This is a genomic window from Xanthomonas sp. DAR 34887, from assembly GCF_041245805.1.
Taxonomy (GTDB): Bacteria; Pseudomonadota; Gammaproteobacteria; order Xanthomonadales; family Xanthomonadaceae; genus Xanthomonas_A; species Xanthomonas_A tesorieronis.
This window is the reverse complement of sequence record NZ_CP162490.1, coordinates 4,077,525-4,098,811: the sequence shown is the minus strand read 5'-3', so window position 1 is coordinate 4,098,811 and position 21,287 is coordinate 4,077,525. Positions and strand designations below refer to the sequence as shown.

22 protein-coding genes are annotated in these 21,287 nt (G+C 70.2%); 11 read left to right on the top strand and 11 right to left on the bottom strand.

What is annotated here, in order from left to right:
- Positions 1-157 precede the first annotated feature (157 nt).
- Positions 158-2,482 carry a DUF1631 domain-containing protein gene (locus tag AB3X08_RS17460; RefSeq protein ID WP_369934029.1) on the top strand — a complete coding sequence of 775 codons (2,325 nt, stop codon included), beginning with the start codon at positions 158-160 and terminating at the stop codon, positions 2,480-2,482.
- A gap of 229 nt (positions 2,483-2,711) precedes the next feature.
- Positions 2,712-3,791, top strand: a complete 1,080-nt coding sequence (locus AB3X08_RS17455; RefSeq protein ID WP_369934028.1) for an NAD(P) transhydrogenase subunit alpha — start codon at positions 2,712-2,714, stop codon at positions 3,789-3,791.
- 706 nt (positions 3,792-4,497) lie between these two features.
- Here AB3X08_RS17455 and AB3X08_RS17450 read toward each other — a convergent pair.
- Genes AB3X08_RS17450 through AB3X08_RS17440 form a run of 3 tightly spaced genes read right to left on the bottom strand, consistent with a single transcriptional unit; the run spans position 4,498 to position 5,956 of the window.
- Positions 4,498-4,974 (bottom strand): DUF3106 domain-containing protein, encoded by a 477-nt coding sequence (locus tag AB3X08_RS17450; protein ID WP_369934027.1) that lies wholly within the window; start codon positions 4,972-4,974, stop codon positions 4,498-4,500.
- A 5-nt stretch (positions 4,975-4,979) separates the two neighbouring features.
- Positions 4,980-5,336, bottom strand: coding sequence for a hypothetical protein (locus tag AB3X08_RS17445; RefSeq protein ID WP_369938562.1), 357 nt, complete (start codon positions 5,334-5,336; stop codon positions 4,980-4,982).
- A 38-nt stretch (positions 5,337-5,374) separates the two neighbouring features.
- Positions 5,375-5,956, bottom strand: a complete 582-nt coding sequence (locus tag AB3X08_RS17440; RefSeq protein WP_369934026.1) for an RNA polymerase sigma factor — start codon at positions 5,954-5,956, stop codon at positions 5,375-5,377.
- Between the two features lie 241 nt (positions 5,957-6,197).
- Here AB3X08_RS17440 and AB3X08_RS17435 point away from each other — a divergent pair, with 241 nt between their 5' ends.
- Both AB3X08_RS17435 and AB3X08_RS17430 read left to right on the top strand, forming a co-directional pair.
- The gene (locus AB3X08_RS17435) at positions 6,198-6,497 is read left to right on the top strand and encodes an NAD(P) transhydrogenase subunit alpha (protein ID WP_185813769.1); all 300 of its coding nucleotides are present in this window, start codon (positions 6,198-6,200) and stop codon (positions 6,495-6,497) included.
- A complete protein-coding gene (locus AB3X08_RS17430; RefSeq protein ID WP_369934025.1) occupies positions 6,494-7,948 on the top strand; it encodes an NAD(P)(+) transhydrogenase (Re/Si-specific) subunit beta in 1,455 nt (484 codons plus the stop codon). The genes AB3X08_RS17435 and AB3X08_RS17430 overlap by 4 nt, the downstream gene beginning before the upstream one ends.
- A 93-nt stretch (positions 7,949-8,041) precedes the next feature.
- Here AB3X08_RS17430 and AB3X08_RS17425 read toward each other — a convergent pair whose 3' ends face one another.
- The gene (locus AB3X08_RS17425) at positions 8,042-8,461 is read right to left on the bottom strand and encodes a hypothetical protein (protein ID WP_369934024.1); all 420 of its coding nucleotides are present in this window, start codon (positions 8,459-8,461) and stop codon (positions 8,042-8,044) included.
- A gap of 106 nt (positions 8,462-8,567) precedes the next feature.
- Between AB3X08_RS17425 and sufT the strand changes: the two genes are divergently transcribed.
- From sufT to AB3X08_RS17405, 4 genes are all read left to right on the top strand, one after another.
- A complete protein-coding gene (sufT, locus tag AB3X08_RS17420; RefSeq protein ID WP_184411756.1) occupies positions 8,568-9,119 on the top strand; it encodes a putative Fe-S cluster assembly protein SufT in 552 nt (183 codons plus the stop codon).
- 132 nt (positions 9,120-9,251) lie between these two features.
- Entirely contained in the window at positions 9,252-10,319 is a 1,068-nt protein-coding gene (locus AB3X08_RS17415) for a branched-chain amino acid aminotransferase (RefSeq protein ID WP_369938561.1), read from the top strand.
- Between the two features lie 589 nt (positions 10,320-10,908).
- Positions 10,909-12,672, top strand: a complete 1,764-nt coding sequence (locus AB3X08_RS17410) for a S8 family peptidase (RefSeq protein ID WP_369934023.1) — start codon at positions 10,909-10,911, stop codon at positions 12,670-12,672.
- A 388-nt stretch (positions 12,673-13,060) separates the two neighbouring features.
- Positions 13,061-14,764, top strand: coding sequence for a S8 family peptidase (locus tag AB3X08_RS17405; RefSeq protein WP_369934022.1), 1,704 nt, complete (start codon positions 13,061-13,063; stop codon positions 14,762-14,764).
- Positions 14,765-14,770: 6 nt separating this feature from the next.
- Here AB3X08_RS17405 and ybaK read toward each other — a convergent pair whose 3' ends face one another.
- The 4 genes from ybaK to wrbA all read right to left on the bottom strand — a co-directional run bounded on the left by ybaK (position 14,771) and on the right by wrbA (position 16,777).
- Entirely contained in the window at positions 14,771-15,244 is a 474-nt protein-coding gene (ybaK, locus tag AB3X08_RS17400) for a Cys-tRNA(Pro) deacylase (RefSeq protein ID WP_369934021.1), read from the bottom strand.
- Positions 15,245-15,250: 6 nt separating this feature from the next.
- A complete protein-coding gene (locus tag AB3X08_RS17395; RefSeq protein WP_184411751.1) occupies positions 15,251-15,736 on the bottom strand; it encodes an asparaginase domain-containing protein in 486 nt (161 codons plus the stop codon).
- A gap of 79 nt (positions 15,737-15,815) precedes the next feature.
- Positions 15,816-16,184, bottom strand: coding sequence for a DUF2069 domain-containing protein (locus AB3X08_RS17390; protein ID WP_369934020.1), 369 nt, complete (start codon positions 16,182-16,184; stop codon positions 15,816-15,818).
- Positions 16,181-16,777, bottom strand: a complete 597-nt coding sequence (gene wrbA, locus AB3X08_RS17385) for an NAD(P)H:quinone oxidoreductase (protein ID WP_003472251.1) — start codon at positions 16,775-16,777, stop codon at positions 16,181-16,183. Before wrbA ends, AB3X08_RS17390 begins: the two co-directional genes overlap by 4 nt.
- Positions 16,778-16,857: 80 nt before the next feature.
- Between wrbA and AB3X08_RS17380 the strand changes: the two genes are divergently transcribed.
- The 3 genes from AB3X08_RS17380 to AB3X08_RS17370 are packed head-to-tail and all read left to right on the top strand — an operon-like array spanning position 16,858 to position 19,033.
- Positions 16,858-18,132 (top strand): YihY family inner membrane protein, encoded by a 1,275-nt coding sequence (locus AB3X08_RS17380; protein ID WP_369934019.1) that lies wholly within the window; start codon positions 16,858-16,860, stop codon positions 18,130-18,132.
- Positions 18,129-18,767 carry a TlpA family protein disulfide reductase gene (locus AB3X08_RS17375; RefSeq protein WP_369934018.1) on the top strand — a complete coding sequence of 213 codons (639 nt, stop codon included), beginning with the start codon at positions 18,129-18,131 and terminating at the stop codon, positions 18,765-18,767. The genes AB3X08_RS17380 and AB3X08_RS17375 overlap by 4 nt, the downstream gene beginning before the upstream one ends.
- Positions 18,767-19,033 carry an acylphosphatase gene (locus AB3X08_RS17370; protein WP_369934017.1) on the top strand — a complete coding sequence of 89 codons (267 nt, stop codon included), beginning with the start codon at positions 18,767-18,769 and terminating at the stop codon, positions 19,031-19,033. Before AB3X08_RS17375 ends, AB3X08_RS17370 begins: the two co-directional genes overlap by 1 nt.
- 570 nt (positions 19,034-19,603) lie before the next feature.
- On the opposite strand, the gene ppk2 is transcribed toward AB3X08_RS17370, so the two are convergent.
- Genes ppk2 through moaB form a run of 3 tightly spaced genes read right to left on the bottom strand, consistent with a single transcriptional unit; the run spans position 19,604 to position 21,247 of the window.
- Complete coding sequence (gene ppk2, locus AB3X08_RS17365) at positions 19,604-20,380, bottom strand: polyphosphate kinase 2 (RefSeq protein WP_369934016.1); 777 nt, start codon at positions 20,378-20,380, stop codon at positions 19,604-19,606.
- Positions 20,377-20,715 carry a helix-turn-helix domain-containing protein gene (locus AB3X08_RS17360; protein ID WP_369934015.1) on the bottom strand — a complete coding sequence of 113 codons (339 nt, stop codon included), beginning with the start codon at positions 20,713-20,715 and terminating at the stop codon, positions 20,377-20,379. Before AB3X08_RS17360 ends, ppk2 begins: the two co-directional genes overlap by 4 nt.
- A 13-nt stretch (positions 20,716-20,728) precedes the next feature.
- Positions 20,729-21,247, bottom strand: coding sequence for a molybdenum cofactor biosynthesis protein B (moaB, locus tag AB3X08_RS17355; protein WP_369934014.1), 519 nt, complete (start codon positions 21,245-21,247; stop codon positions 20,729-20,731).
- Positions 21,248-21,287: the final 40 nt, after the last annotated feature.

Below are 21,287 nucleotides of genomic sequence, written 5' to 3'. Positions count from 1 at the left end.
GACGGACGAGGTCACGTTCGGAGCGTAAAATGTGTAGCGCGTCACGGTTGCTGTTCAGGTACCTTGCCTACCATGCAGAGGCGGAAACAGGGGCCGCGTCCGTTCGACTTCCTTTTACTCTTTTCCTTGCGCCGCTCCCGGCGCGGAGCCTTCGCGCATGAGTTTCAGCCCCAGCTCGCCGCATGCACATCCCGCGCGCGACCCGCATCTGTTGATGCAGGCGCGCGACGGCATGCTGCCGGTGCTGGGGCAGGCGTTCGCCGCCGCGCTGGCGCATTTCGACGATGTCCTGTTCGATCGCGCGGAGGGCGCCGGCGCCTCGCAGCTGCTGTTCCTGGACGGCATGCGCGAGCTGCGCCGCCGCCGCGACGAAATCGCCGTGCGCTTCCGTGCGCAACTGGACCAGGCCTGGCAGGCGCTGGACGCCGGCGCGCCGCTGTCGGCCGAAGTGGCGCTGGCCGGTTACGGCCAGGGCCTGAGCCTGGTGTCCGAACATGAACTGGAATCGCGGCTGGCGGTGCGCAACCTGGCCAGCGTGCTGCTGCGCGAATGGAAACCGGTGCTCAGCCGCATCGACCGCCGCCTGGGCTGGATCGCCGGCGGCCTGGAACTGGACGCCGACACCAATCCGGTCGGCCCCGAACACATCGGCGTGGCGGTGCATGCCGCGTTCTCCACCAGCGATTTCGCGCCCGAAGTGCGGCTGGTGCTGATCAAGCTGTGCGAGCGCGACCTCACCGGCGGCATCGGCAAGCTCTACCAGGAGCTGGACGACAGCCTGGCGCGGGCCGGCGTGATGCCGGAAATCTCGCGGCCGCGTCCGCCGCCGCCGCGGCGCGCGGCGCCGCAGGAAGAGCGCCAGGCACGCGGCGACAATCCAGGATTCGGCGAGGACGGCGGCGTTGCCGGCGAGTCGGGCGAGTACGACGAGCAGTACGCGCCGGCCTGGGCCAGCCGCTTCGTCGACCGCTGGGCCGAAAGCCGCGGCCGCCTGCAGGCCGCCGACGGCTATGCCGACGCTGGCGCCAACCTGCCTGGCGGCAGCCAGGGCGTGCTGCTGGAGGCGCTGCACGAACTGCTGCAGCAGACCCGCAGCGTGCGCGAGAACGCCACCGCCGCGGCCACTGCCGCGGTCGGGCAACAGCGCTCGTTGAGCCAGCGCGAGATGATCTCGGTGCTGTCGCTGCTGCAGGCCACGCCCAGCGCCACGCTGCGCGCGGCGATCGGCGACGACGGCGAATCGCTGGCGCAGCGGCTCAAGAGCGAGGTGCTGTCCAACGCCACCCAGTTCGGCGTGGACCCGGCGCATGCGCGGCTGGACCCGGTGGACGAGGACGCGATCGACCTGGTCGGCATGCTGTTCGACGTGATGTTGGACGAGCGCGACCTAGAAGGGCGCTCGCGCGAGCTGATCGGGCGCCTGGTGGTGCCGTTCGTCAAGGTCGCGCTGCTGGACCGGCGCATGTTCGTGCAGAAGACCCACCCGGCGCGGCGCCTGCTCAACTCGCTGGCCGAGGCCTGCGAAGGCAATACCGGCGAGAGCCCGGCCGAGCGCGTGCTGATGGGCAAGGTCGAGGAGATCATCGAGCGGCTGGTCGCCGAGTTCAACGAGAACCTGGCGATCTTCCTGACCCTGGAAGAGGAGTTCCGCGATTTCCTGGCCCAGCACCGGCGCCGGATCGAGATCGCCGAGCGCCGCGCCGCCGAGACCCAGCGCGGCCAGGAAAAGCTGGAGCTGGCGCGGCAGCGCGCCGAGGCCGAACTGCAGGTGCGCTTGCAGGGCCGGCAACTGCCGCAGACGCTGGACGACTTCCTGCGCCAGCCGTGGCAGCACCACCTGACCATGGCGGTGCTGCGCGAGGGCGAGGACGGCGCCGGTGTGCGCGATGCGCTGGCGTTGGCCGACGGCCTGCTCGAGGAAGCGGCCGAGGCACAGCGGCACATCGTCGGCAAGCCCTGGCTGCAGGCCTGGCAGGGCGCGCTGACCAAGGTCTTCGCCAGCGTGGGCCTGCATGCCGAGGCCGCCGCCGCGGCGATCAACGTGCTCCACGACACGCTGCAGGCGGTCGCCGAACTGCGCCCGGAACTGGAGCGCCCGCTGCCGGAACTGCCGCAGGTCGCGCTGCCGCAGCCGCCGGTGCAGGAGGCGCAGCCGGTGGAACTGACCCCGCCGGAAACCGTGGACGACTTCGACAACGCCGACGCCGACCGCTTCCGCAAGATGGCGATCGGCACTTGGCTGGATTTCATCGATCGCGACGGCAAGGTGCAGACCGGCAAGCTGTCGTGGGTGAGCCCGATCTCGGCGCGGCTGCTGTTCGTCAACCGCCGTGGCGTGCGCTTCTGCGTGGCCTCGCCGGAAGAACTGGCGGTGATGGTGCGGCTGGGCCGGCTGCGCAGCCACATCAACGACGGCGCCTTCGACAGCGCGATGCAAGGCGTTATCGACCGGCTCGATCCGCAGAACGCGACGCTGCATTGAGCGCCGTGGGCAGGCGGCGAGGCTGCCTCGCCGCCGTGCCGGCCGCCGCGTGCGCTATGCATGCCCTGGTAGGAGCGGCCTCAGCCGCGGCCGCGCTTTCTCGGGAATGCCGTCGCGGCTGAAGCCGCTCCTGCAAAAGCCGCCGCCGGACCGCGCGCCCGGCGCTGCCATCGCCGCGCGGACCCTGTAGCATCGGCGCCGACTAGGCGGGCAACGCACGGGGAATCGCATGGCAGTGCAGGTGCTGGTGGTGAAGGAGTCGGCGCACGGCGAACGCCGCGTGGCGGCGACGCCGGAGACGGTGAAGAAGCTGGTTGCGCTCGGCGCGCAGGTGCATGTCGAACCTGGTGCCGGCGTGTCCGCCGGTTTCGTCGATGCGGCCTATCTTGCGGCCGGCGCGCAGCTCGCCGATGCGGCGACCCCGGCGCAGGCCGATCTGGTGCTGTGCGTACAGCCGCTGCCGGTCGCCGCGCTGAGCCAGCTCAAGCCCGCCGCCGGCGTGGTCGGCATCCTGCAGCCGCAGGCCGACCCGGCGCGCGCCGAGGCGATGCAGGCGCGCGAGCTGGTCGCGTTCCCGCTGGAGCGGTTGCCGCGCACCACCCGCGCCCAGGCGATGGACGTGCTCAGCTCGCAGGCCGGCATGGCCGGCTACAAGGCCACCCTGATCGCCGCGCAGCTGGCGCCGCGCTTCTTCCCGATGCTGACCACCGCCGCCGGCACCATCCGCCCGTCCAAGGTGCTGATCGTCGGCGCCGGCGTCGCCGGCCTGCAGGCCATCGCCACCGCCAAGCGCCTGGGCGCGCAGGTCGAAGGCTTCGACGTGCGCCCGGAGACGCGCGAGCAGATCGAATCGCTGGGCGGCAAGTTCCTCGACCTGGGGGTCAGCGCGGCGGGCGAGGGCGGCTATGCGCGGCAGCTGACCGAAGAGGAGCGCGCCGAGCAGCAGCGGCGCCTGGCCGAGCACCTGAAAGGCATCGACGTGGTGGTCTGCACCGCCGCGGTGCCCGGGCGGCCGGCGCCGAAGATCCTCAGCGCGGCGATGGTCGAGGGCATGAAGCCTGGCAGCGTGGTGGTGGACCTGGCCGCCGAGACCGGCGGCAACTGCGAACTGACCCGCCCCGGCGACACCATCGAACACGCCGGCGTGATCGTCGCCGGCCCGCTCGACCTGGCCAGCATGGGCGCGGTGCACGCCAGCGAGATGTATGCGCGCAACGTCTACAACTTCGTCGCGCTGTTCCTGAAGGACGGCGCGATCGCCTACGACTGGGACGACGAGTTGCTGAGCAAGACGCGCTGGACGGGTTGATCGCGGCATTTTGATCGCGGCAGTGTCAGCCGCACGCGGGCTATTGGGGGCGCTGTCGGAGTTGGCGGTGCCGCAGGCAGCAGGCGACCTGCGGGAGCGACTTCGGAGCGCTCTAGTAATCCCCCGAAACATGTCGATGCATTTGCGAGTCGCCGATGCGTCCCTTGCAGATCCCCGCTCGAGATGCCGTGAAGTACCAGAGCCGCACCAGGATGGGGTGCGGTGGCGTTGCGTGCGGGTTTCCCATGGCGGCCTTGGCATCACGGCCACTTCGTCCTCCTGTCGCGGCTGAAGCCGCTCCTACAGCATGCGTGTCGCGCTCTTGTAGGAGCGGCTTCAGCCGCGACAGGAAAAACGCCAAGCCATCGACACGCGCACGTGCGGCATCCGGACTGAAGTTGTTGGAGGTACGCCTCAGTCGCAACGGGCGTACCGGTAAAGCACGTCGCGACTGAAGTCGCTCCCACAACAGGCCGCCAGCTGCCGATCCCCGAGTGAAGCTTCCGGGTCGACCTGCTTCAGCATTTTTCGACTTGGGCGATGCGCGCTGCCGTCCGGTTTATGGCGGCCGATTCGATCGACCGCAGCCTTGTTCGCTCGTCGTTCTTGTCACGCGATCGATCCCGCGATCAGTCTGCGGCCGCGGCGATCGCGTCTGGACGGCGTCGAAAAATCCTGCAGCCGCCTTGGCGCGTTTGCGACAGGGTCACCTCGAACCCGGCCCAGGCTTGGTGTCCGGGCCGGCGTTGGCCTTGATCCAGGCGTCGCGCTGCTGCGGGGTCATCGCTTCCCAACGATCGCGCAGCGCCTTGCGTTGCTCCGGCGGCAGTGCGCGCAGATGTTCGAACAGCACCCGCGCTTCTTCGCGCTGCTGTGGGCTCATGTCCTCGTAGCGGCGTGCGCCCTTGCGCGCGCGTTCGCGCTGCTCGGGGGTCATGCTCTGCCAGCGCTGTGCGTGTTCGAACATCCTGCGCCGCTGCTGCGGCGCGTCGTTCCAGCGCTGGCGCATCGGCGCGATCAGCAGCTCGCGCTGCTGCGGGCTCAGGTGCTCCCAGTCCGGCAGCGGCGGACCCGCATCGGCGTCGGCATCCGCCGGCGGCGGTGGCGGCGCGGCGAACGCCACCAACGGAGCGGTGCCGGCCAGCAGGGCCAGTGCCAGGGAGAGGCGGATCAGGCGCTTCATCGTGTTCATTCCATCGCCAGCGAAGTATCGGAACCCAGCCACAGGTACAGGTCGGGGTTTTCGTCGAGCAGGCCGGCCACGGCGTCGTCGTTGTCGCCTTGCGCGGCGACGCTCGCCGACGCCGCGGCCGCGGCGGGAACGCCGGCGACGCTCGCCGCCTGGACCGCGACCGGCAGCGCCGGGCGCAGCAGCAGATGCACGCCGAAGGTGGCGCCGAGCAGGGCCGGCGCCGCCGCCAGCAGCCAGCCCCAGCGCCGCGCCGGCGCAGCGTGGGCGCGGCTGGCGCCGTGGCGCGCGGCGCGCAGCCGCGCCAGGGTCGCTGCCGGCAACGCCTGCAGCGAGGCCTGGTGCGCGCGGCGCATCTGCGCGTCGAACGCGGCCGATTGTGTGGTGTCGGGTTTCACCGGACGTCCTCCAGAAGTTTCTGCAACGCCTCGCGGGCGCGCGACAGATGGGTCTTGACCGAGCCTTCGGAGCAGCCCATCGCGCGTGCGGTGGTGGCCACGTCCAGCTCCTCGAGCACGCGCAGGGTGAAGGCCTCGCGCTGCCGCGCCGGCAGCGTGCGCAACGCGGTGACCAGCCGCGCGTGCGTCTGCCGCTGCTCGTGGCGCTGCGGCGGCGTCGGGCCTTCGTCGGCCCAGTCCGGCTGGCTGTCCTCGCCGTACTCGCTGGCCGGCGCCCAGAAGCGCAGGCGGAAGCCGCGGCGACGCTGCAGGTCGATGATGCGCCTGCGCAGGATGCTCCAGAACAGCGGCGTCCATTCCTGCGCCGGCCGCTCGCGGTAGGCGAGCAGCTTGATCATCGCGTCCTGCACCGCGTCCAGCGCATCCTCGCGCTGGCGCAGCCCGGCCTCGGCGAAGCGGAACGCGCGCGGGCCGATCTCGGCCAAGAACGCGTCCAGCGACGCCGGCAGCGGACGCGCGGCGCCATCGCTGTCGAGGTCGGTCGTCGGGGGTTCTAGGGCGGGCGTGCTCACCAGCACAGCTTAGCTTCCTGACGCGGGGATGCCGTGGATAACGCATCGCCGCCGCCGGGGTTGACCGGGCCGCAGCACGGAAGCGTGCCCGACGCCGCGCTATCGGCGCGGCGGCACCGGTTGCAGCGCCGGCGTGCCGCGCCGAACGCCGTGCGGACGCCTGCACTGGCCAGGCGCACCGGTCGCCCACGGATTCAGCACGCGGTTATGATTGCGACGGTCGGGCGCGGCGCCCGGGAGAAGCGGAATGAGCGACGGTTTCGTGGCCTTGTACATCTTCATGCTGGCGGCCATCGCCGGGCATGTGATCATCTCGCGGGTGCCGGTGATCCTGCACACCCCGCTGATGTCCGGTTCCAACTTCATCCACGGCATCGTGCTGATCGGCGCGATGGTGGTGCTCGGCCACGCCGACACCACGCTGGAGAAGGCGGTCGGCTTCCTCGCGGTGCTGCTCGGCGCCGGCAACGCCGCCGGCGGCTACGTGGTCACCGAGCGCATGCTGGAAATGTTCAAGTCCAGCAAGAAGCCGGAGTCCAAGCCGTGACCCTGACCACCGCCGAGGCGTTGTCCTGGCTGGTCAAGGCCAGCTACCTGGTGGCCGCCACCCTGTTCCTGCTCGGCCTGCAGCGCATGGCCTCGCCCAAGACCGCGCGCAGCGGCATCCATTGGGCCGGCTTCGGCATGCTGCTGGCGACCGCGGCGACGTTCCTGCTGCCCGGCCTGCACAACCTGACCCTGATCCTGCTGGCGATCGTGATCGGCACTGGCGCGGCCTGGATCTCGGCCAAGAAGGTCGCCATCACCGACATGCCGCAGATGGTCGCGCTGTACAACGGCATGGGCGGCGGCTCGGCCGCGGCGATCGGCGCGGTGGAACTGCTGCGCTTTTCGTTCCTGGCGCACCGCGACACCTCGCACTGGAGCGAGAGCGCGATCGCCGCGCTGGCCGCGCGCCAGCCCGACGCGACCACGCTGGCGCTGGCGATCGTCGGCTCGGCGATCGGCGCGATCTCGCTGTCCGGCTCGATCATCGCCTGGGCCAAGCTCGACGGGCGGCTGGACAAGCGCGTCACCTTCCCCGGCCAGCAGGCGTTCAACCTGCTGGTGTTCGTGGCGATGCTGGGCCTGGGCGCCTGGGCCGCGATCGGGCTCAGCCCGGTGGCGATCGTCGCGTTCTTCGCGGTCGCGCTGGCGCTGGGCGTGCTGATGACGCTGCCGATCGGCGGCGCCGACATGCCGGTGGTGATCTCGCTGTACAACGCCTTCACCGGTCTGGCGGTGGCCTTCGAGGGCTACGTGCTCGGCAACGAGGCGCTGATCATCGCCGGCATGATGGTCGGCGCGGCCGGCATCCTGCTGACCCGGCTGATGGCCAAGGCGATGAACCGGCCGATCAGCGGCGTGCTGTTCTCCAATTTCGGCGGCGGCGGGCAGGCGCAGGAGATCAGCGGCGCGCAGAAGCCGATCGAGGCCGGCGACGTGGCGGCGATGATGGCCTATGCCGAACGCGTGGTGATCGTGCCCGGCTACGGCATGGCGGTGGCGCAGGCCCAGCACAAGATCTGGGAGCTGGCGCAGCGGCTGATCGAGCGCGGGGTCAAGGTCAAGTTCGCGATCCACCCGGTGGCCGGGCGCATGCCCGGGCACATGAACGTGCTGCTGGCCGAAGCCGGCGTGCCCTACGACCTGATCGCCGACATGGACGACATCAATCCCGAGTTTCCCAGCACCGACGTGTCGCTGGTGATCGGCGCCAACGACGTGGTCAATCCGGTGGCCAAGACCGATCCGGCCAGCCCGATCTACGGCATGCCGATCCTGGACGTGGTCGATTCCAAGAATGTGGTGGTGATCAAGCGCGGCAAGGGCACCGGCTTTGCCGGGATCGAGAACGCGCTGTTCTACGCCGACAACACGCGCATGCTGTACGGCGACGGCGCCGAGGCGGCCGGTGCGCTGGTCAGCGAATTGAAGGCGCTGGACGGCGGGCATTGAAGCGGCGCCGGTGATCGGCGCCCGTGGATTCTGTCGCGGCTGAAGCCGCTCCTGCAGCCGGGGCAGGGAGCGGCTTCGGCCGCGACCACTGCCTCAACGCGCGCTGAAATAGGCCACGATCAGGCCGATGCCCAGCCACAGCACGTCGCCGGGGCGATTGGCCAGCACGCTCAGCGTCCAGGCGTAGCGCGCGCCCAGCTTCAGCGACGAATCCCAGGTATCCAGGCCCAGCCAGGCGCCCACGTGCGCGGCGGCGATGCCCCAGTTGGCGGCGACGATCACCAGCGCGGTGGCGAGCACCGCCACGACGATGCGCAGCTTGCCGCGCGGCAGCGTGCCCAGGCGCAGCATCCAGGCGACCTCCAGCGCCACCAGCACCGCCATCCAGCCGGATTGGTGGCCCAGGCTCAGCGCGACCAGCATCCAGGCGATCAGGGCGGTGATACAGCCCAGGCAGAGCAGCAAGGGCCATAGCCAGTGCGACGTCCTGGCCGGCGTGGAAGAGGGCGACATGCGAGGTTCCCGGAGAATCCGCACAGGATACCCTTCGCCGCGTACCCCGCGCACTCGGATAAACTGGACGACTTGCACCGGCGGGGCCAGCCCCCATATCGCCCCCATGTACTCACGCAGCAGCGAACCTGTCCAATTCGAACGCGATTGCGCGGCGGTGATGGTGCCGCAAGGCGACGCGGTGACCCTGCCGGCCGGCAGCTACGGCTACATCACCCAGGCGCTGGGCGGCAGCTATACGGTGTTCGTGGAAGGCAACCTGTTCCGCATCGCCGGCAAGGACGGCGACGCCATCGGCAAGGAGCCGCCGCCGGGCCTGGACCTGCCCGAAGACGCCAGCGACGAACAGGTTGAGGCGCTGATCTGGCAACAGCTGCGTACCTGCTTCGATCCGGAGATCCCGTTCAACATCGTCGACCTGGGCCTGGTCTACGAGGTCGGCGTGCAGCATCGCGACGATGGCCAGCGCACGGTCGAGGTGAAGATGACCCTGACCGCGCCGGGCTGCGGCATGGGCGAGATCCTGGTCGACGACGTGCGCAGCAAGCTGGAGTTGATCCCGACCATCGCCGAGGCCGATGTCGAACTGGTGTTCGATCCGCCGTGGGGCCGGCATATGATGTCCGAGGCCGCGCGTCTGGAAACCGGCATGCTCTGACCCGCGCACGACTGCGCGACCCGGGTCCGGACCAGGCGCCGCCGCTGCACTCGATGACGCAGCGGCACGACCGTCCCTCGACTACCACAGGAAACCCCGGTGTCCGCTACCGAGCCGTCTTCGCAGTTCCGCCTGATCCCGTCCACGACCGCACGCAGCGCCGAGGCGCGCGCGCAGATCCTCGGCGCGCCGGGCTTCGGCAACTATTTCACCGACCACATGGTCGCCATCGAGTGGGACCGCGAGCAGGGCTGGCACGACGCCCAGGTCCGCGCCTACGGCCCGCTGGCGCTGGATCCGGCCGCCTCGGTGCTGCACTACGGGCAGGAGATCTTCGAGGGCATCAAGGCCTACCGCCATGCCGACGGTTCGATCTGGACCTTCCGCCCGGAGGCCAACGGCAAGCGCCTGCAGCGCTCGGCGCAGCGCCTGGCGCTGCCGGAGCTGCCGGTGGAGCTGTTCGTCGAATCGCTGCGCCAGCTGATCGCGGTCGATGCCGCGTGGGTGCCGTCGGCGCCGGAGACGAGCCTGTATTTCCGCCCCTTCATGATCGCCAACGAGGCGTTCCTGGGCGTGCGCGCGGCACAGAAGGCCGGCTACTACGTCATCGCCAGCCCGGCCGGAGCCTACTTCGCCAAGGGTGTGGCGCCGGTGGCGATCTGGCTGTCCACCGACTATGCGCGCGCGGCCAAGGGCGGCACCGGCGCGGCCAAGTGCGGCGGCAACTACGCCGCCTCGCTGCTGCCGCAGCAGCAGGCGCAGGCCCAGGGCTGCTCGCAGGTGTTGTTCCTGGATCCGGTCGAGGGCAAATACCTGGAAGAGCTGGGCGGCATGAACGTGTTCCTGGTGATGCGCGACGGCAGCCTGGTCACGCCGGCGCTGTCGGGCAGCATCCTGGAGGGCATCACCCGCGACAGCATCCTGCAGTTGGCGCGCGATCGCGGCATGCAGGTGGTCGAGCGCCAGGTGACCATCGACGAGTGGCGCGACGGCGTGGCTTCCGGCGCGATCGCGGAGGTCTTCGCCTGCGGCACCGCGGCGGTGGTGACGCCGATCGGCCAGCTCAAGGGCAAGGATTTCGAGGTCGGCGACCTGGCTGCGCCGGCCGGCCCGGTGACCCTGTCGCTGCGCCAGGAACTGACCGACATCCAGTACGGCCGCGTGGCCGACCGCCACGGCTGGCTGGTGCGGCTGGGCTGAGCCCTGGCGTTTCTCGCGCCCGCCGAGATTACTGGCGGGCGCCGACCCGGGCGTAGCGCAGACTGCGCCCGACATCGATTCGGTTTCCCGTAGGCGTCGTCCGTTCCCGAAAACGCCATGCACATCCTGCCAGGCCGACCCGGCAGATCGCCTGGCTGATGCGGTCCCGCGCCTCCGCGGGCTTCCCAAATGCGCGTCGCAACCCGGCGCTGGCGCTTGGCATGGCGTTCGCCGGCCCTGTCGCTGTCCAGACGCCCTGCTCTTGCGGGAGAGCGGCTGTCCGCCTTGGCGCGTGGTCACACCGCGCTGCGCAAAAATGTCCCGGGACTGTCTCCTCGCGCCATCGTGGTTGCCGCGGTGTCGCAACAGCGCGAGCGATACCGGTCCTTATGTTGACGATCGTCACGCTTACGAAATTTGGACGATAAATGGTTCGTCCATACGGGTCTGTATTGGGATAGCGTCGGATGAACGGCTGGCAACAGGGGGCCGGCCTGGGACTCGCGCTGCAACCGGATTCAGTGCCTGTTTAGGCATCCGCAGCGCGAAACATCACCGTCAGGTGCAATCAACGAAAAGGAAGTTCCGCATGTCCGAAATTTCGCAACGTGGTTCGCGCCAGCGTCCTTGGCTGATCGTGCTGGGAGCGTCCGCATTGACTTCGCTGTTGCTGGCGACCCCGGCGTTCGCCGGCGACGTCAACCTCTCCGGGCTCAACGCCGAGCCGACCGTGCAACGTTTCATCGTCAAGACCCGCGACGCCGCCCCCGTCGGCATCGCCAGCGCGTCCGCCGCCGCCCCCTCGGCGTCGCTGCGCGCGACGCTGCAATCGGTCGCCGCGGCGATGCCGGCCAAGAACGGCCGCGCGCTGGGGCTGACCAGCCTGCGCCGCCTGGCGGTGGGCCCGGAAGTGATCCAGTCCAACCGGCCGCTCGACCATGCCGAAGCCGAAACGCTGATGCGCCAGTTGGCCGCCGACCCGAATGTCGAATACGTCGAGGTCGACCAGCGCATGACCATCGCGCTGACCCCGAACGATCCCAGCCTGTCCAACCAGTGGGCGTTCGGCACCACCACCGCGGGCATCAACGTGCGCCCGGCCTGGGACCAGGCCACCGGCACCGGCGTGGTCGTGGCGGTGATCGACACCGGCATCACCAGCCATCCGGACCTCAACGCCAACGTGCTGCCCGGCTACGATTTCATCAGCGTCGCCGCCGACGCGCGCGACGGCAACGGCCGCGACAGCAATCCGGCCGACGAAGGCGACTGGGCCGCGGCCAACGAGTGCTATTCCGGCTCGCCGGCGTCCAATTCCAGCTGGCACGGCACCCACGTGGCCGGCACCATCGCCGCGGTAACCAACAACAGCACCGGCGTCGCCGGTACCGCGTACAACGCCAAGATCCTGCCGGTGCGCGTGCTCGGCAAGTGCGGCGGTTACACCTCCGACATCGCCGACGCGATCACCTGGGCATCCGGCGGCACCGTCAGCGGCGTGCCGGCCAACACCACCCCGGCCGAAGTGATCAACATGTCGCTGGGCGGCAGCGGCACCTGCTCGACCACCTACCAGAACGCGATCAACGGCGCGGTCGGCCGCGGCACCACCGTGGTGGTGGCGGCCGGCAACAGCTCGGCCAATGTCTCCACCTCGGTGCCGGCCAACTGCGCCAACGTCATCGCGGTGGCCGCGACCACGTCCTCGCGCGCCAAGGCCAGCTACTCGAACTACGGCACCGGCATCGACATCTCCGCGCCGGGGTCGAGCATCCTGTCCACGCTCAACGACGGCACCACCACCCCGGGCAATGCGAGCTACGCGTCCTACAACGGTACCTCGATGGCGACGCCGCACGTGGCCGGCGTGGTCGCGCTGATGCAGTCGGTGGCGCCGACCCCGCTCACCCCGGCGCAGGTGGAAAGCACCATCAAGAGCACCGCGGCCAGCTTCTCCTGCTCGCAGGGCTGCGGCGCCGGCCTGCTCGACGCCAATGCCGCGGTGACCGCCGCGCTGGGCGGCGGCACCACCACGCCTCCCACCGGCAACACGCTGCAGGACGGCGTGCCGGTCACCGGGCTCGGCGCCAGCACCGGGTCGGAGCTGAATTACACGGTGACGGTGCCGTCCGGGGTCAGTTCGCTGACCGTCACCATCTCCGGCGGCAGCGGCGATGCGGACCTGTACGTGCGGCTCGGCAGCGCGCCGACCGACAGCACCTACGGATGCCGTCCGTATCTCAACGGCAACAACGAGACCTGCACCTTCAACTCGCCCAGCGCCGGCACCTACTACGTGCGGCTCAAGGCGTACAGCACGTTCTCGGGCGTGACCCTGACCGCGAACTACTGATCCGCCCGCGGCGCGGCGTCCGCCTGGACGGCGGCGCCGCGCAGGCATCGGCCGACGCGCGCAGCGGCAGGGCAGGACGCTCTGGACGACGCGCAGACCACAGCCCCGCGCTTTGGCGCGGGGCTTTTCGTTGCCTGGAGGGCGGCCGTCGCTGCCGGTCAGGAGATCTGCCTCCGCAGTCCGCAGTCTGCGTTCGCTGGCCGTCCCAGATCGTCACATCGGCAAGGCGCCGCCCTGCGCTGGCTGCGTGCCATGCCGATATCCAGGACGCAGGACCGTCTTTACTGGCTGCGGCGGCGCCGCCGTCGCGGCCGATGCGCGCTTCGCGGTGTTTCCGCCCGGCGCCAGGCACGGCCGACTGCGCCATGCGTTTCAGGGGGGAAGTCCGATGTCCAAGCGTGCGTTCACTTGCCGCGGCCGCCGCGCCGCAATCGTCTCCGTCTTGCTGCTGGCGGCCTGTGCCGGCACCGCCGCCGCCGGCGAGATCGCCCTGCAGGACTTGGCATCGACGCCGAATCCGCAGCGCTTCATCGTCACCTACCGCGACGGTGCGCGTCCGGCGCTGTCGGCGCGCGCGGCGCCGCTGGCGGACGCCGCACGCATCCTGCCGGCGCGCCGCGGCCGCGCGCTCGGCCTGGCCTCGCTGCGACGGCTGGCGACCGGCGCCGATGTGGTCGGCGCCGACCGCGCCCTGGACCGGGTCGAGGCCGAGACGCTGATGCGCCGCCTGGCCGCCGATCCGGCGGTGAAGAGCGTGGAAGTGGACCTGCTGCTGCGGCCGACGCTGGTTCCCAACGACCCGGGGCTGTCCCAGCAATGGGCCTTCGGCACCACGTCCGCGGCGATCAACGTACGTCCGGCCTGGGACGTGGCCAGCGGCAAGGGCGTGGTGGTGGCGGTGATCGATACCGGTATCACCGCGCATCCGGACCTGGCCGCGAACGTGCTGCCCGGCTACGACTTCATCAGCGATCCACTGGTCGCCGGCGATGGCGGCGGCCGCGACGCCAATGCGGCCGATCCGGGCGACGGCTATGCGGCCGGCACCTGCGGTGCGGGCACGCCCGGCGCGGCGTCCAGCTGGCACGGCACCCACGTTGCCGGCACCATCGCCGCGGCCACCAACAACGCCGCTGGCGTGGCCGGCACCGCGTTCAATGCCAGGCTGCTGCCGGTGCGCGCGCTGGGCAAGTGCGGCGGCTACCTGTCCGATGTCGCCGACGCCATCGTCTGGGCGTCGGGCGGCAGCGTCGCCGGCGTTCCCGCCAATCCGACGCCGGCCCAGGTGATCAACCTGTCGCTTGGCGCCGGCGGCGCCTGTTCGGCGACGATGGCCAGCGCGATCGCGGCCGCCGTGGCGCGCGGCACCAACGTCGTGGTTGCCGCCGGCAACAGCAACAGCGACGTCGCCGGCAGCGTGCCGGCCAACTGCCCGAACGTGATCGCGGTGGCCGCGACCACCTCGACCGGCGCCCGCGCCAGTTTCTCCAACTACGGCGCCGGCGTGGATATCGCCGCACCCGGGCAGGGCATCCTGTCCACGCTCAACACCGGCACCCTGGCGCCGGCCGCGGCCGGCTACGCGTCCTACAGCGGCACCTCGATGGCGGCGCCGCACGTGGCCGGGGTGGCCGCGCTGGTGCTGTCGGCCGCGCTGAACCCGTTGACCCCGGCGGACCTGGAGGCGCGCCTGAAGGCGACCGCCAGTGTTCTGCCGGTGCCCTGCACGCTGGGCTGTGGCGCGGGCCTGGTCAATGCCGGTGCGGCGGTGGCGGCCACGCTGAAGGCGCAGACCCTGGTTCGCGGCGTGCCGCTGGGCGGCCTGGCGCTCAAGGCCGGCACCTCGCTGTATTACCAGGTCACCGTGCCGGCCGGCACACCGTCGTTGAAGCTGGCCCTGGCCGGTGGGAGCGGCAACGCCGACCTGTACCTGCGCGCGGGCAGCCTGCCGACCGATGCGCTCTACGGTTGCAGGTCGATCGCCGCGGCCAATGCCGAGAGCTGCACGCTCAGCCTGCCTGCCGGCACCTACTACGTGCGGGTGAAGGCGATCACCGCAGTGGCCGGGGTCGGCGTGACCGCCAGCTACTGAGCGGCATCATTCGCACAGGTCGCAGGCGCGCGCCTGCAGCACGTCCAGCAAGCGCTCGGCATCGATTTCCAGCAGCAGGCCGCGCTGCCCCGCGTTGAACCACACGCTGCCCGGCGTGAGCGCCGATCGCTCGACCAGCACCGGCGCCGGCCGTTGCTGGCCCAGCGGACTGATGCCGCCGACCTTGTAGCCGCTGCGGCGCTCGGCCTCGGCCACGTCCATCATCCGCGCCGATTTGCCGGCCGCGGCCGCGGCCAGTTTCTTCAGCTGCACGCGGCGATCGGACGGCACCACCACGCACACCGCGTTGCTGTCGACCCATGCCATCAGGCTCTTCAGCACCCGCTCCGGCGCCAGGCCGAGCGCCTGCGCCGCCTGCAGGCCCTTGGCGCCGGCTTCGGCTTCGTAGTCGTAGGGATGCAGGCGATAGGCGACGCCGGCCGCGTCCAATGCCCGGGTTGCGCGGGTGGCCTTGGACATCGCGCTTCAGATGGGCTCGAAGCGGTTCGCGGCGACGTTCTTGCGCACCTTCTGCGGGTCCCAGATCTGCCCGTTCATGGCGATGTAGACCCCGGCCGGCAGCGACTGCACCGCGCCGACCGCGCAGCCGATGTTGAATTCGGCATCGGAGCCGCGGAACCGCGCCGGGTTCAGCGCGCCGGTCATCACGATGGTCTTGTCGGCGATGCTCTGCAGCACCTTGCCGGTCTGCACCATCGAATCGGTGCCGTGGGTGATCAGCACGTGGCGCGCGGATTGCGCGGCGACGGTGGCGCGGATCAACTCGCGGTCTTCGTCGGTGATATGCAGCGAGTCCTTGCGGATGATCGGGATCACGGTGAAGCGGAAGGTCACGCCCAGTTCCTTGAGGATCTGGCCGATCTGCGGATCGCCGATCTGGTAGTCGGACTTGTCGTCGAAATAGATCTTGTCGATCGTGCCGCCGGTGGTGACGATCAGGAGTTCTTCCATTGCCGGTTCCTAGAGCATGACGGGGCGCGGCCGCGGTCGCGCAGGGCCGTCATGATACCGGCAGGCCGGCGGCCGCCGCTCAGGGCGTGTCGCCGGCGGACGGTTTGGCGCCGCGCTTGCGGGCGAAACGCGCGCGCAGGCCCGGTGCGCTGGACAGGCCGATCGCCAGCAACGCCAGCAGCAGTTCGGCCCAGGCGTAGGCGCGCTGCGGCGGGTGGCTCCAGGCGGCCATCACCCCGTGGCTGAACCAGAACAGCCCGAACACGCCGGCCCAGAACCGCGCCACCGCCGAGCCGCGCAGCACGCCGATGGCCAGCAGCAGCGGCGGCAGCGCGAACACCAGCAGTGCGGCGAGGCGGTGGCGATCGTCGTGGAACCAGGCCGCGTACAACAGCGCCAGCACCAGCAGCGTGGCTGTCAGCGCGTCACGCAGGCGGGCGGCGCTCACGGCGCCGCCAGGCGTTGCGCGATGCCGGCCAGGCGCCGGCCCAGCGCGCGCGCCAGCTGCGCTTCTTCCTCGCTGGGTTGCGGGTCGTCGTCGGCGCCGGCGACGTGGCTGGCGCCGTACGGGGTGCCGCCGCTGCGCGTGCTGCTGAGCAGCGGCTCGGTATAGGGAATGCCGACGATCACGCAGCCGTGGTGCAGCAGCGGCAGGTGCATCGACAGCAGCGTGGCTTCCTGGCCGCCGTGCAGCGAGGCGGTGGAGGTGAACACCGCCGCCGGCTTGCCGGCCAGGGTGGCGCTGGCCCATTCGGCACCGAGTCCGTCGATGAAGTGCTTGACCGGCGCAGCCATGTTGCCGAAGCGGGTAGGGCTGCCCAGCGCCAGGCCGACGCAGTCGCGCAGGTCGCTGGCGTCCACGTACGGCGCGCCGCTGTCGGGCACGGGCGGTGCGCTGGCCTGGGTGACCGCGGCCACCGGCGGCACCGTGCGCAGGCGCGCTGCCATGCCGGGCACTTCGCCGACGCCGCGCGCGATCTGCCGCGCCAGGCGCGCCACCGAACCGCCACGGCTGTAGTACAGGACCAGGATCTCGGCCATGCGGCCCTCGCTTGCTTGCACCAGAACGGCCGCCAGTATCGGCGATGCCGGCATCCGTGCGCATCGGGTACCCTTGCCCGATGCAGCCTTTGGATACGGTCAATCTCTGGACGGAGCGGGTGCGCGACCGCGCGCGGATGCGCAGCTTCGCCGGATTCCTGTGGCACCGTTTCCTCGACGACCGCCTGTTCCAGGCCGCCGCCTCGCTGGCCTACACCACCATTTTCGCGTTGGTGCCGCTGGCGATGGTGGTGTTCGGCGTGCTGTCGGCGTTCCCGGTGTTCAACGAGTGGAGCGACCGGCTCAGCGACTACATCTTCTCCAACTTCGTGCCGGCCGCGGCGCGCTCGGTGGAAGCCTATCTGCGCCAGTTCTCGGCCAGTGCCGGGCAGCTGACCAGCGCCGGCACGATCGCGCTGATGGTGTCGCTGCTGATCACCTTGAACAGCGTCGAACAGACCTTCAACCGGATCTGGCGGGTGGTCTCGGCGCGGCCGCGGCTGACCCGCTTCCTGGTGTACTGGACGGTGCTGACCCTGGGCGCGCTGCTGGCCGCGGCGTCGCTGGCGGCGTCGGCGCAGTTCTTCGCGCTGCCGCTGTTCAAGACCAGCGAAGGCCGCCTGCTGGCGCGGCTGGCGCTGTCGTTGGCGCCGGTGCTGATCGAGTTCGTGTGCATCACCCTGGTATACCGGGTGGTGCCGCACCACACGGTCAAGCTGCGCCACGCGGTGCCGGGCGCGCTGTTGGCGGTGGCCCTGCTGGAACTGGTGAAGTGGGGGTTGAGCCTGTACCTGGGCAGTTTCCAGTCCTACCAGCGCATTTACGGCACGGTCGCGTTCGTGCCGATCTTCCTGCTGTGGATCTATCTGAGCTGGATCGGGATCCTGCTCGGCGCCTCGCTGGCGTCCTCGATCGCCGCTTTCCGCTACCAGCCGGCATCGATGCGCTTGCCGGCCGGCTACGAGATCTACGGCCTGCTGCGCCTGCTCGGGCGCTTCGCGCAGGCGCGCAAGGACGGCCACGGCCTGCACGAGGACCGGATCCTGGAGCTGGAGCCGATGCTGACCGATTCGCTGGTGCAGGAACTGCTGTGCGAACTGGAGCGCATCCGCCTGCTCAGCCGCGCCGAGCATGGCGAATGGCTGCTGGCGCGCGATCTGGCCGACGTGCCGCTGACCGAGCTCTACGAAAACTGCCAGTTGCGCATCCCGATCGCCGAAGCCTATCTGCCGTGCCGCGACGACGCGCTGGGGCAGGCGGCGTGGCGCGCGCTGGACGAATTGCGCATGCCGCTGCGCGACGTGCTGAAACGTCGCGTCGGCGATCTTTACACCGATATCGGAGACCTCGCATGACCCCGCGCATCCTGTTCCCGTTGTTCGCCGCCGCCGCCGTGCTGCTGGCCGGCTGCGATCGGCATCCCGCGCCCGCCGATGGCGCCGCGCCGGGCGCGCCTGCGCCCACGGCTCCCGCCGCCCCGGCGGCGCCTGCCGCGCCCGCTGCGCCGACCGCGCCCGCCGCCGGCGAAGGGCCGAACGTGGTGCAGGAAACCCGGCCGCAGCCGACGCTGAAGGTGAAGGCGGTGGACGGCAGCGATTACGACCTGGCCGCGCATCGCGGGCAGTGGGTGGTGGTGAATTTCTGGGCCACCTGGTGCGCGCCGTGCCTGAAGGAAATGCCGGAGCTGTCGGCGCTGCACGTGATGCGCGACAACATCGAAGTGGTGGGCCTGGCCTACGAGGACATCGAGCCGGCGGAGATGCAGGCGTTCCTGAAGGAGCACCCGGTGGCTTACCCGGTGGCGATCCTCGACACCTACGCGCCGCCGGCCGATTTCGCCACCCCGCGCGGTCTGCCGATGACCTATCTGATCGCCCCGGACGGCAAGGTCGCCAAGCAGTTCCTGGGACCGGTCAATGCGCACGACATCGAGGCGGCGATCGCCGCGGCCGGCGGCAAGGTCGCCGGCCAGGCGAAGGCTGCAGGTTGATGGCGGCGGCCCGTTTCCTGGTCGCCGGCCGGGTGCAGGGCGTGTATTTCCGCGCCTCCACCCGCGAGCGCGCGCTGGCGTTGGGGCTGGATGGATACGCGCGCAACCTGGCCGACGGCCGCGTCGACGTCGTCGCCGCCGGCGAGGAAGCGGCGCTGGAGGCGCTGGCCGACTGGCTGCAGCACGGCCCACCGGCAGCCCTGGTCGAGCAGGTGCTGCGCGAGCCGTGGCCGGAGCCGGTGACGGCGGGCTTCGCGATCGGGTGACTGCGCGGAGATCCCGGTGGCCCGTTGTGGGAGGGACTTCAGTCCCGACGAGGCCTTGCCGGTAGCGCGTCGGGACTGAAGGGCACCTCTAACCCCCAAAAGCATGTCGATGCACTTGCGAGACGCGACACGCCCAGCCTGCAGGTCCGGCATCGAGACGTTCGAGATGCCATGGAGTGGCAAAGGCGCATTGGCGGTAGACGGCGGCGTTGCGGCCGCGTTTTTCATGGACACCTCGGCATAACGGCACTTCGTCCTCCTGTCGCGGCTGAAGCCGCTCCTACAAGAGCACGGCGCGCATGTGTAGGAGCGGCTTCAGCCGCGACAGAAAAAAGGAAGGCGCCATCGCCACGTGCAGCGTGCAGCTTCGGAATGGAGTAGTAGAGGTGTCCTGAAGTCCCTCCCACATGACCGCGTGCCGCCACAGAAGAGTTTCAGTCTGGCCGAGGCTTTGCGGAGACATCCGGTCGCGGCTGAAGCCGCTCCTACAGAAAGCCATTGCACGTCGGGGGCGGGCCGAATCCCTAATCCCCAATCCCCAATCCCCAATCCCCAATCCCCAATCCCGGCTCAAACCGGATACGACGCGATCGGCTCCAACACGCCGAACTTTTCCTTGCGCGGCTTGTGCTTCAGTGGCGCCAGTTCCAGATCGGGTTCCTGCAGCGGAGTGTCGGGCAATTGGTCGAGCAGATGCCGGATCAGGGTCAGGCGGCCGCGCTTCTGGTCGTTGAAATCGACCAGGGTCCATGGCGCCTGGTCGCGATGGGTGGCCTCCAGCATCGCTTCGCGGGCGCGGGTGTATTCGGCGTACTGGGCGCGCGACTGCAGGTCCACCGGCGACAGCTTCCAGCCCTTCAGCGGATCGTGCAGGCGTTCGGCGAAGCGCTTCTCCTGCTGGTCCTGGTCCACGCACAGCCAGTATTTGAACAGGCGGATGCCGTCGTCGACCAGCAATTGCTCGAACAGCGGGGCCTGGCGCAGGAAGGCCTGGTATTGCGCGTCGCTGCAATAACCCATGACCCGCTCGACCCCGGCGCGGTTGTACCAGCTGCGGTCCATCAGCACCATTTCGCCGGCGGCCGGCAGGTGGGTGGCGTAGCGCTGGAAATACCACTGCGTGCTTTCGCGATCGGTCGGCTTGGGCAGCGCCACCACCCGGCACTGGCGCGGATTCAGGTGTTCGGCAATGGCCTGGATCGCGCCGCCCTTGCCGGCGGTGTCGCGTCCTTCGAACAGCACCAGCACGCGTTCGCCGCTGTGCTGCAGCCCCTGCGCCAGCGCCGCCAGTTCCAGTTGCAGCGGCTGCATCAGTGCCTGGTACCGCTTGCGCTTGAGTTTGCTCATTTGCTGCGTCTCGTGCGGGTGCCGGCCATGCTGCGCGCCACTTCCAGCAGCGCGCCCTGCTGGCGGCTGTCGAGCGCACGATAGGCCTGCAACAGATCGTGTTCGCCGCGGGTGCGGGCCGGGTCGAGCTGGCTGGCCAGTTCGCCGAGCAGCGCGCCTGCGGGAACACCGAAGGCGCGCGCCAGCGCGTTGAGCTGGTCGCGGCCGGGCATCTTTTCGCCGGCCATCCAGGCTTTGACCGTGGCCGCGCCGGCGCGCGGGATGGCGGCGGCGATGTCCGCGGCGGTCATGCCGCTGGCTTTGGCCAGCAGGCGCAGGGTGGTGTCCAGGGACATGCGCGGTTCCAGGTCATTCCTTGAGGCGGGGGCGCAGCGTGGCCAGGTTGCACGGCCGGGTGCGCGCGTCGAGCTGCGCGGCGACGATCCTTTCCCAGGCGGTGCGGCAGGCCGAGGTCGAGCCGGGCAGGCAGAACACGAAGGTGGCGTTGGCCAGGCCGGCGAAGGCGCGCGACTGCAGCGAGGACGTGCCGATCTCCTCGAAGCTGATCGCGCGGAACAGCTCGCCGAAGCCGGGCATCTGCTTGTCCAGCAGCGGCAGCAGCGCCTCGGGGGTGGAATCGCGGCCGGTGAAGCCGGTGCCGCCGGTGACCAGGATGCCGTCGACCTGCGGATCGGCGATCCACGCCGAGACCACGGCGCGCATCCGGTAGTGGTCGTCGGGCAGCAATTCGCGCGCGTACAGCCGGTGGCCGGCCTCGCCGAGCACCGACACCAGGTAATCGCCGGAACTGTCTTCGGCCAGGCTGCGTGTGTCCGAGACGGTCAGCACGCACAGGTTCAACGCGATGAAATCGGCTTTGGCGCTCATGTTCGAAGCCTAGCGGCTCGTCCGGTCGGCGTATAGCCTG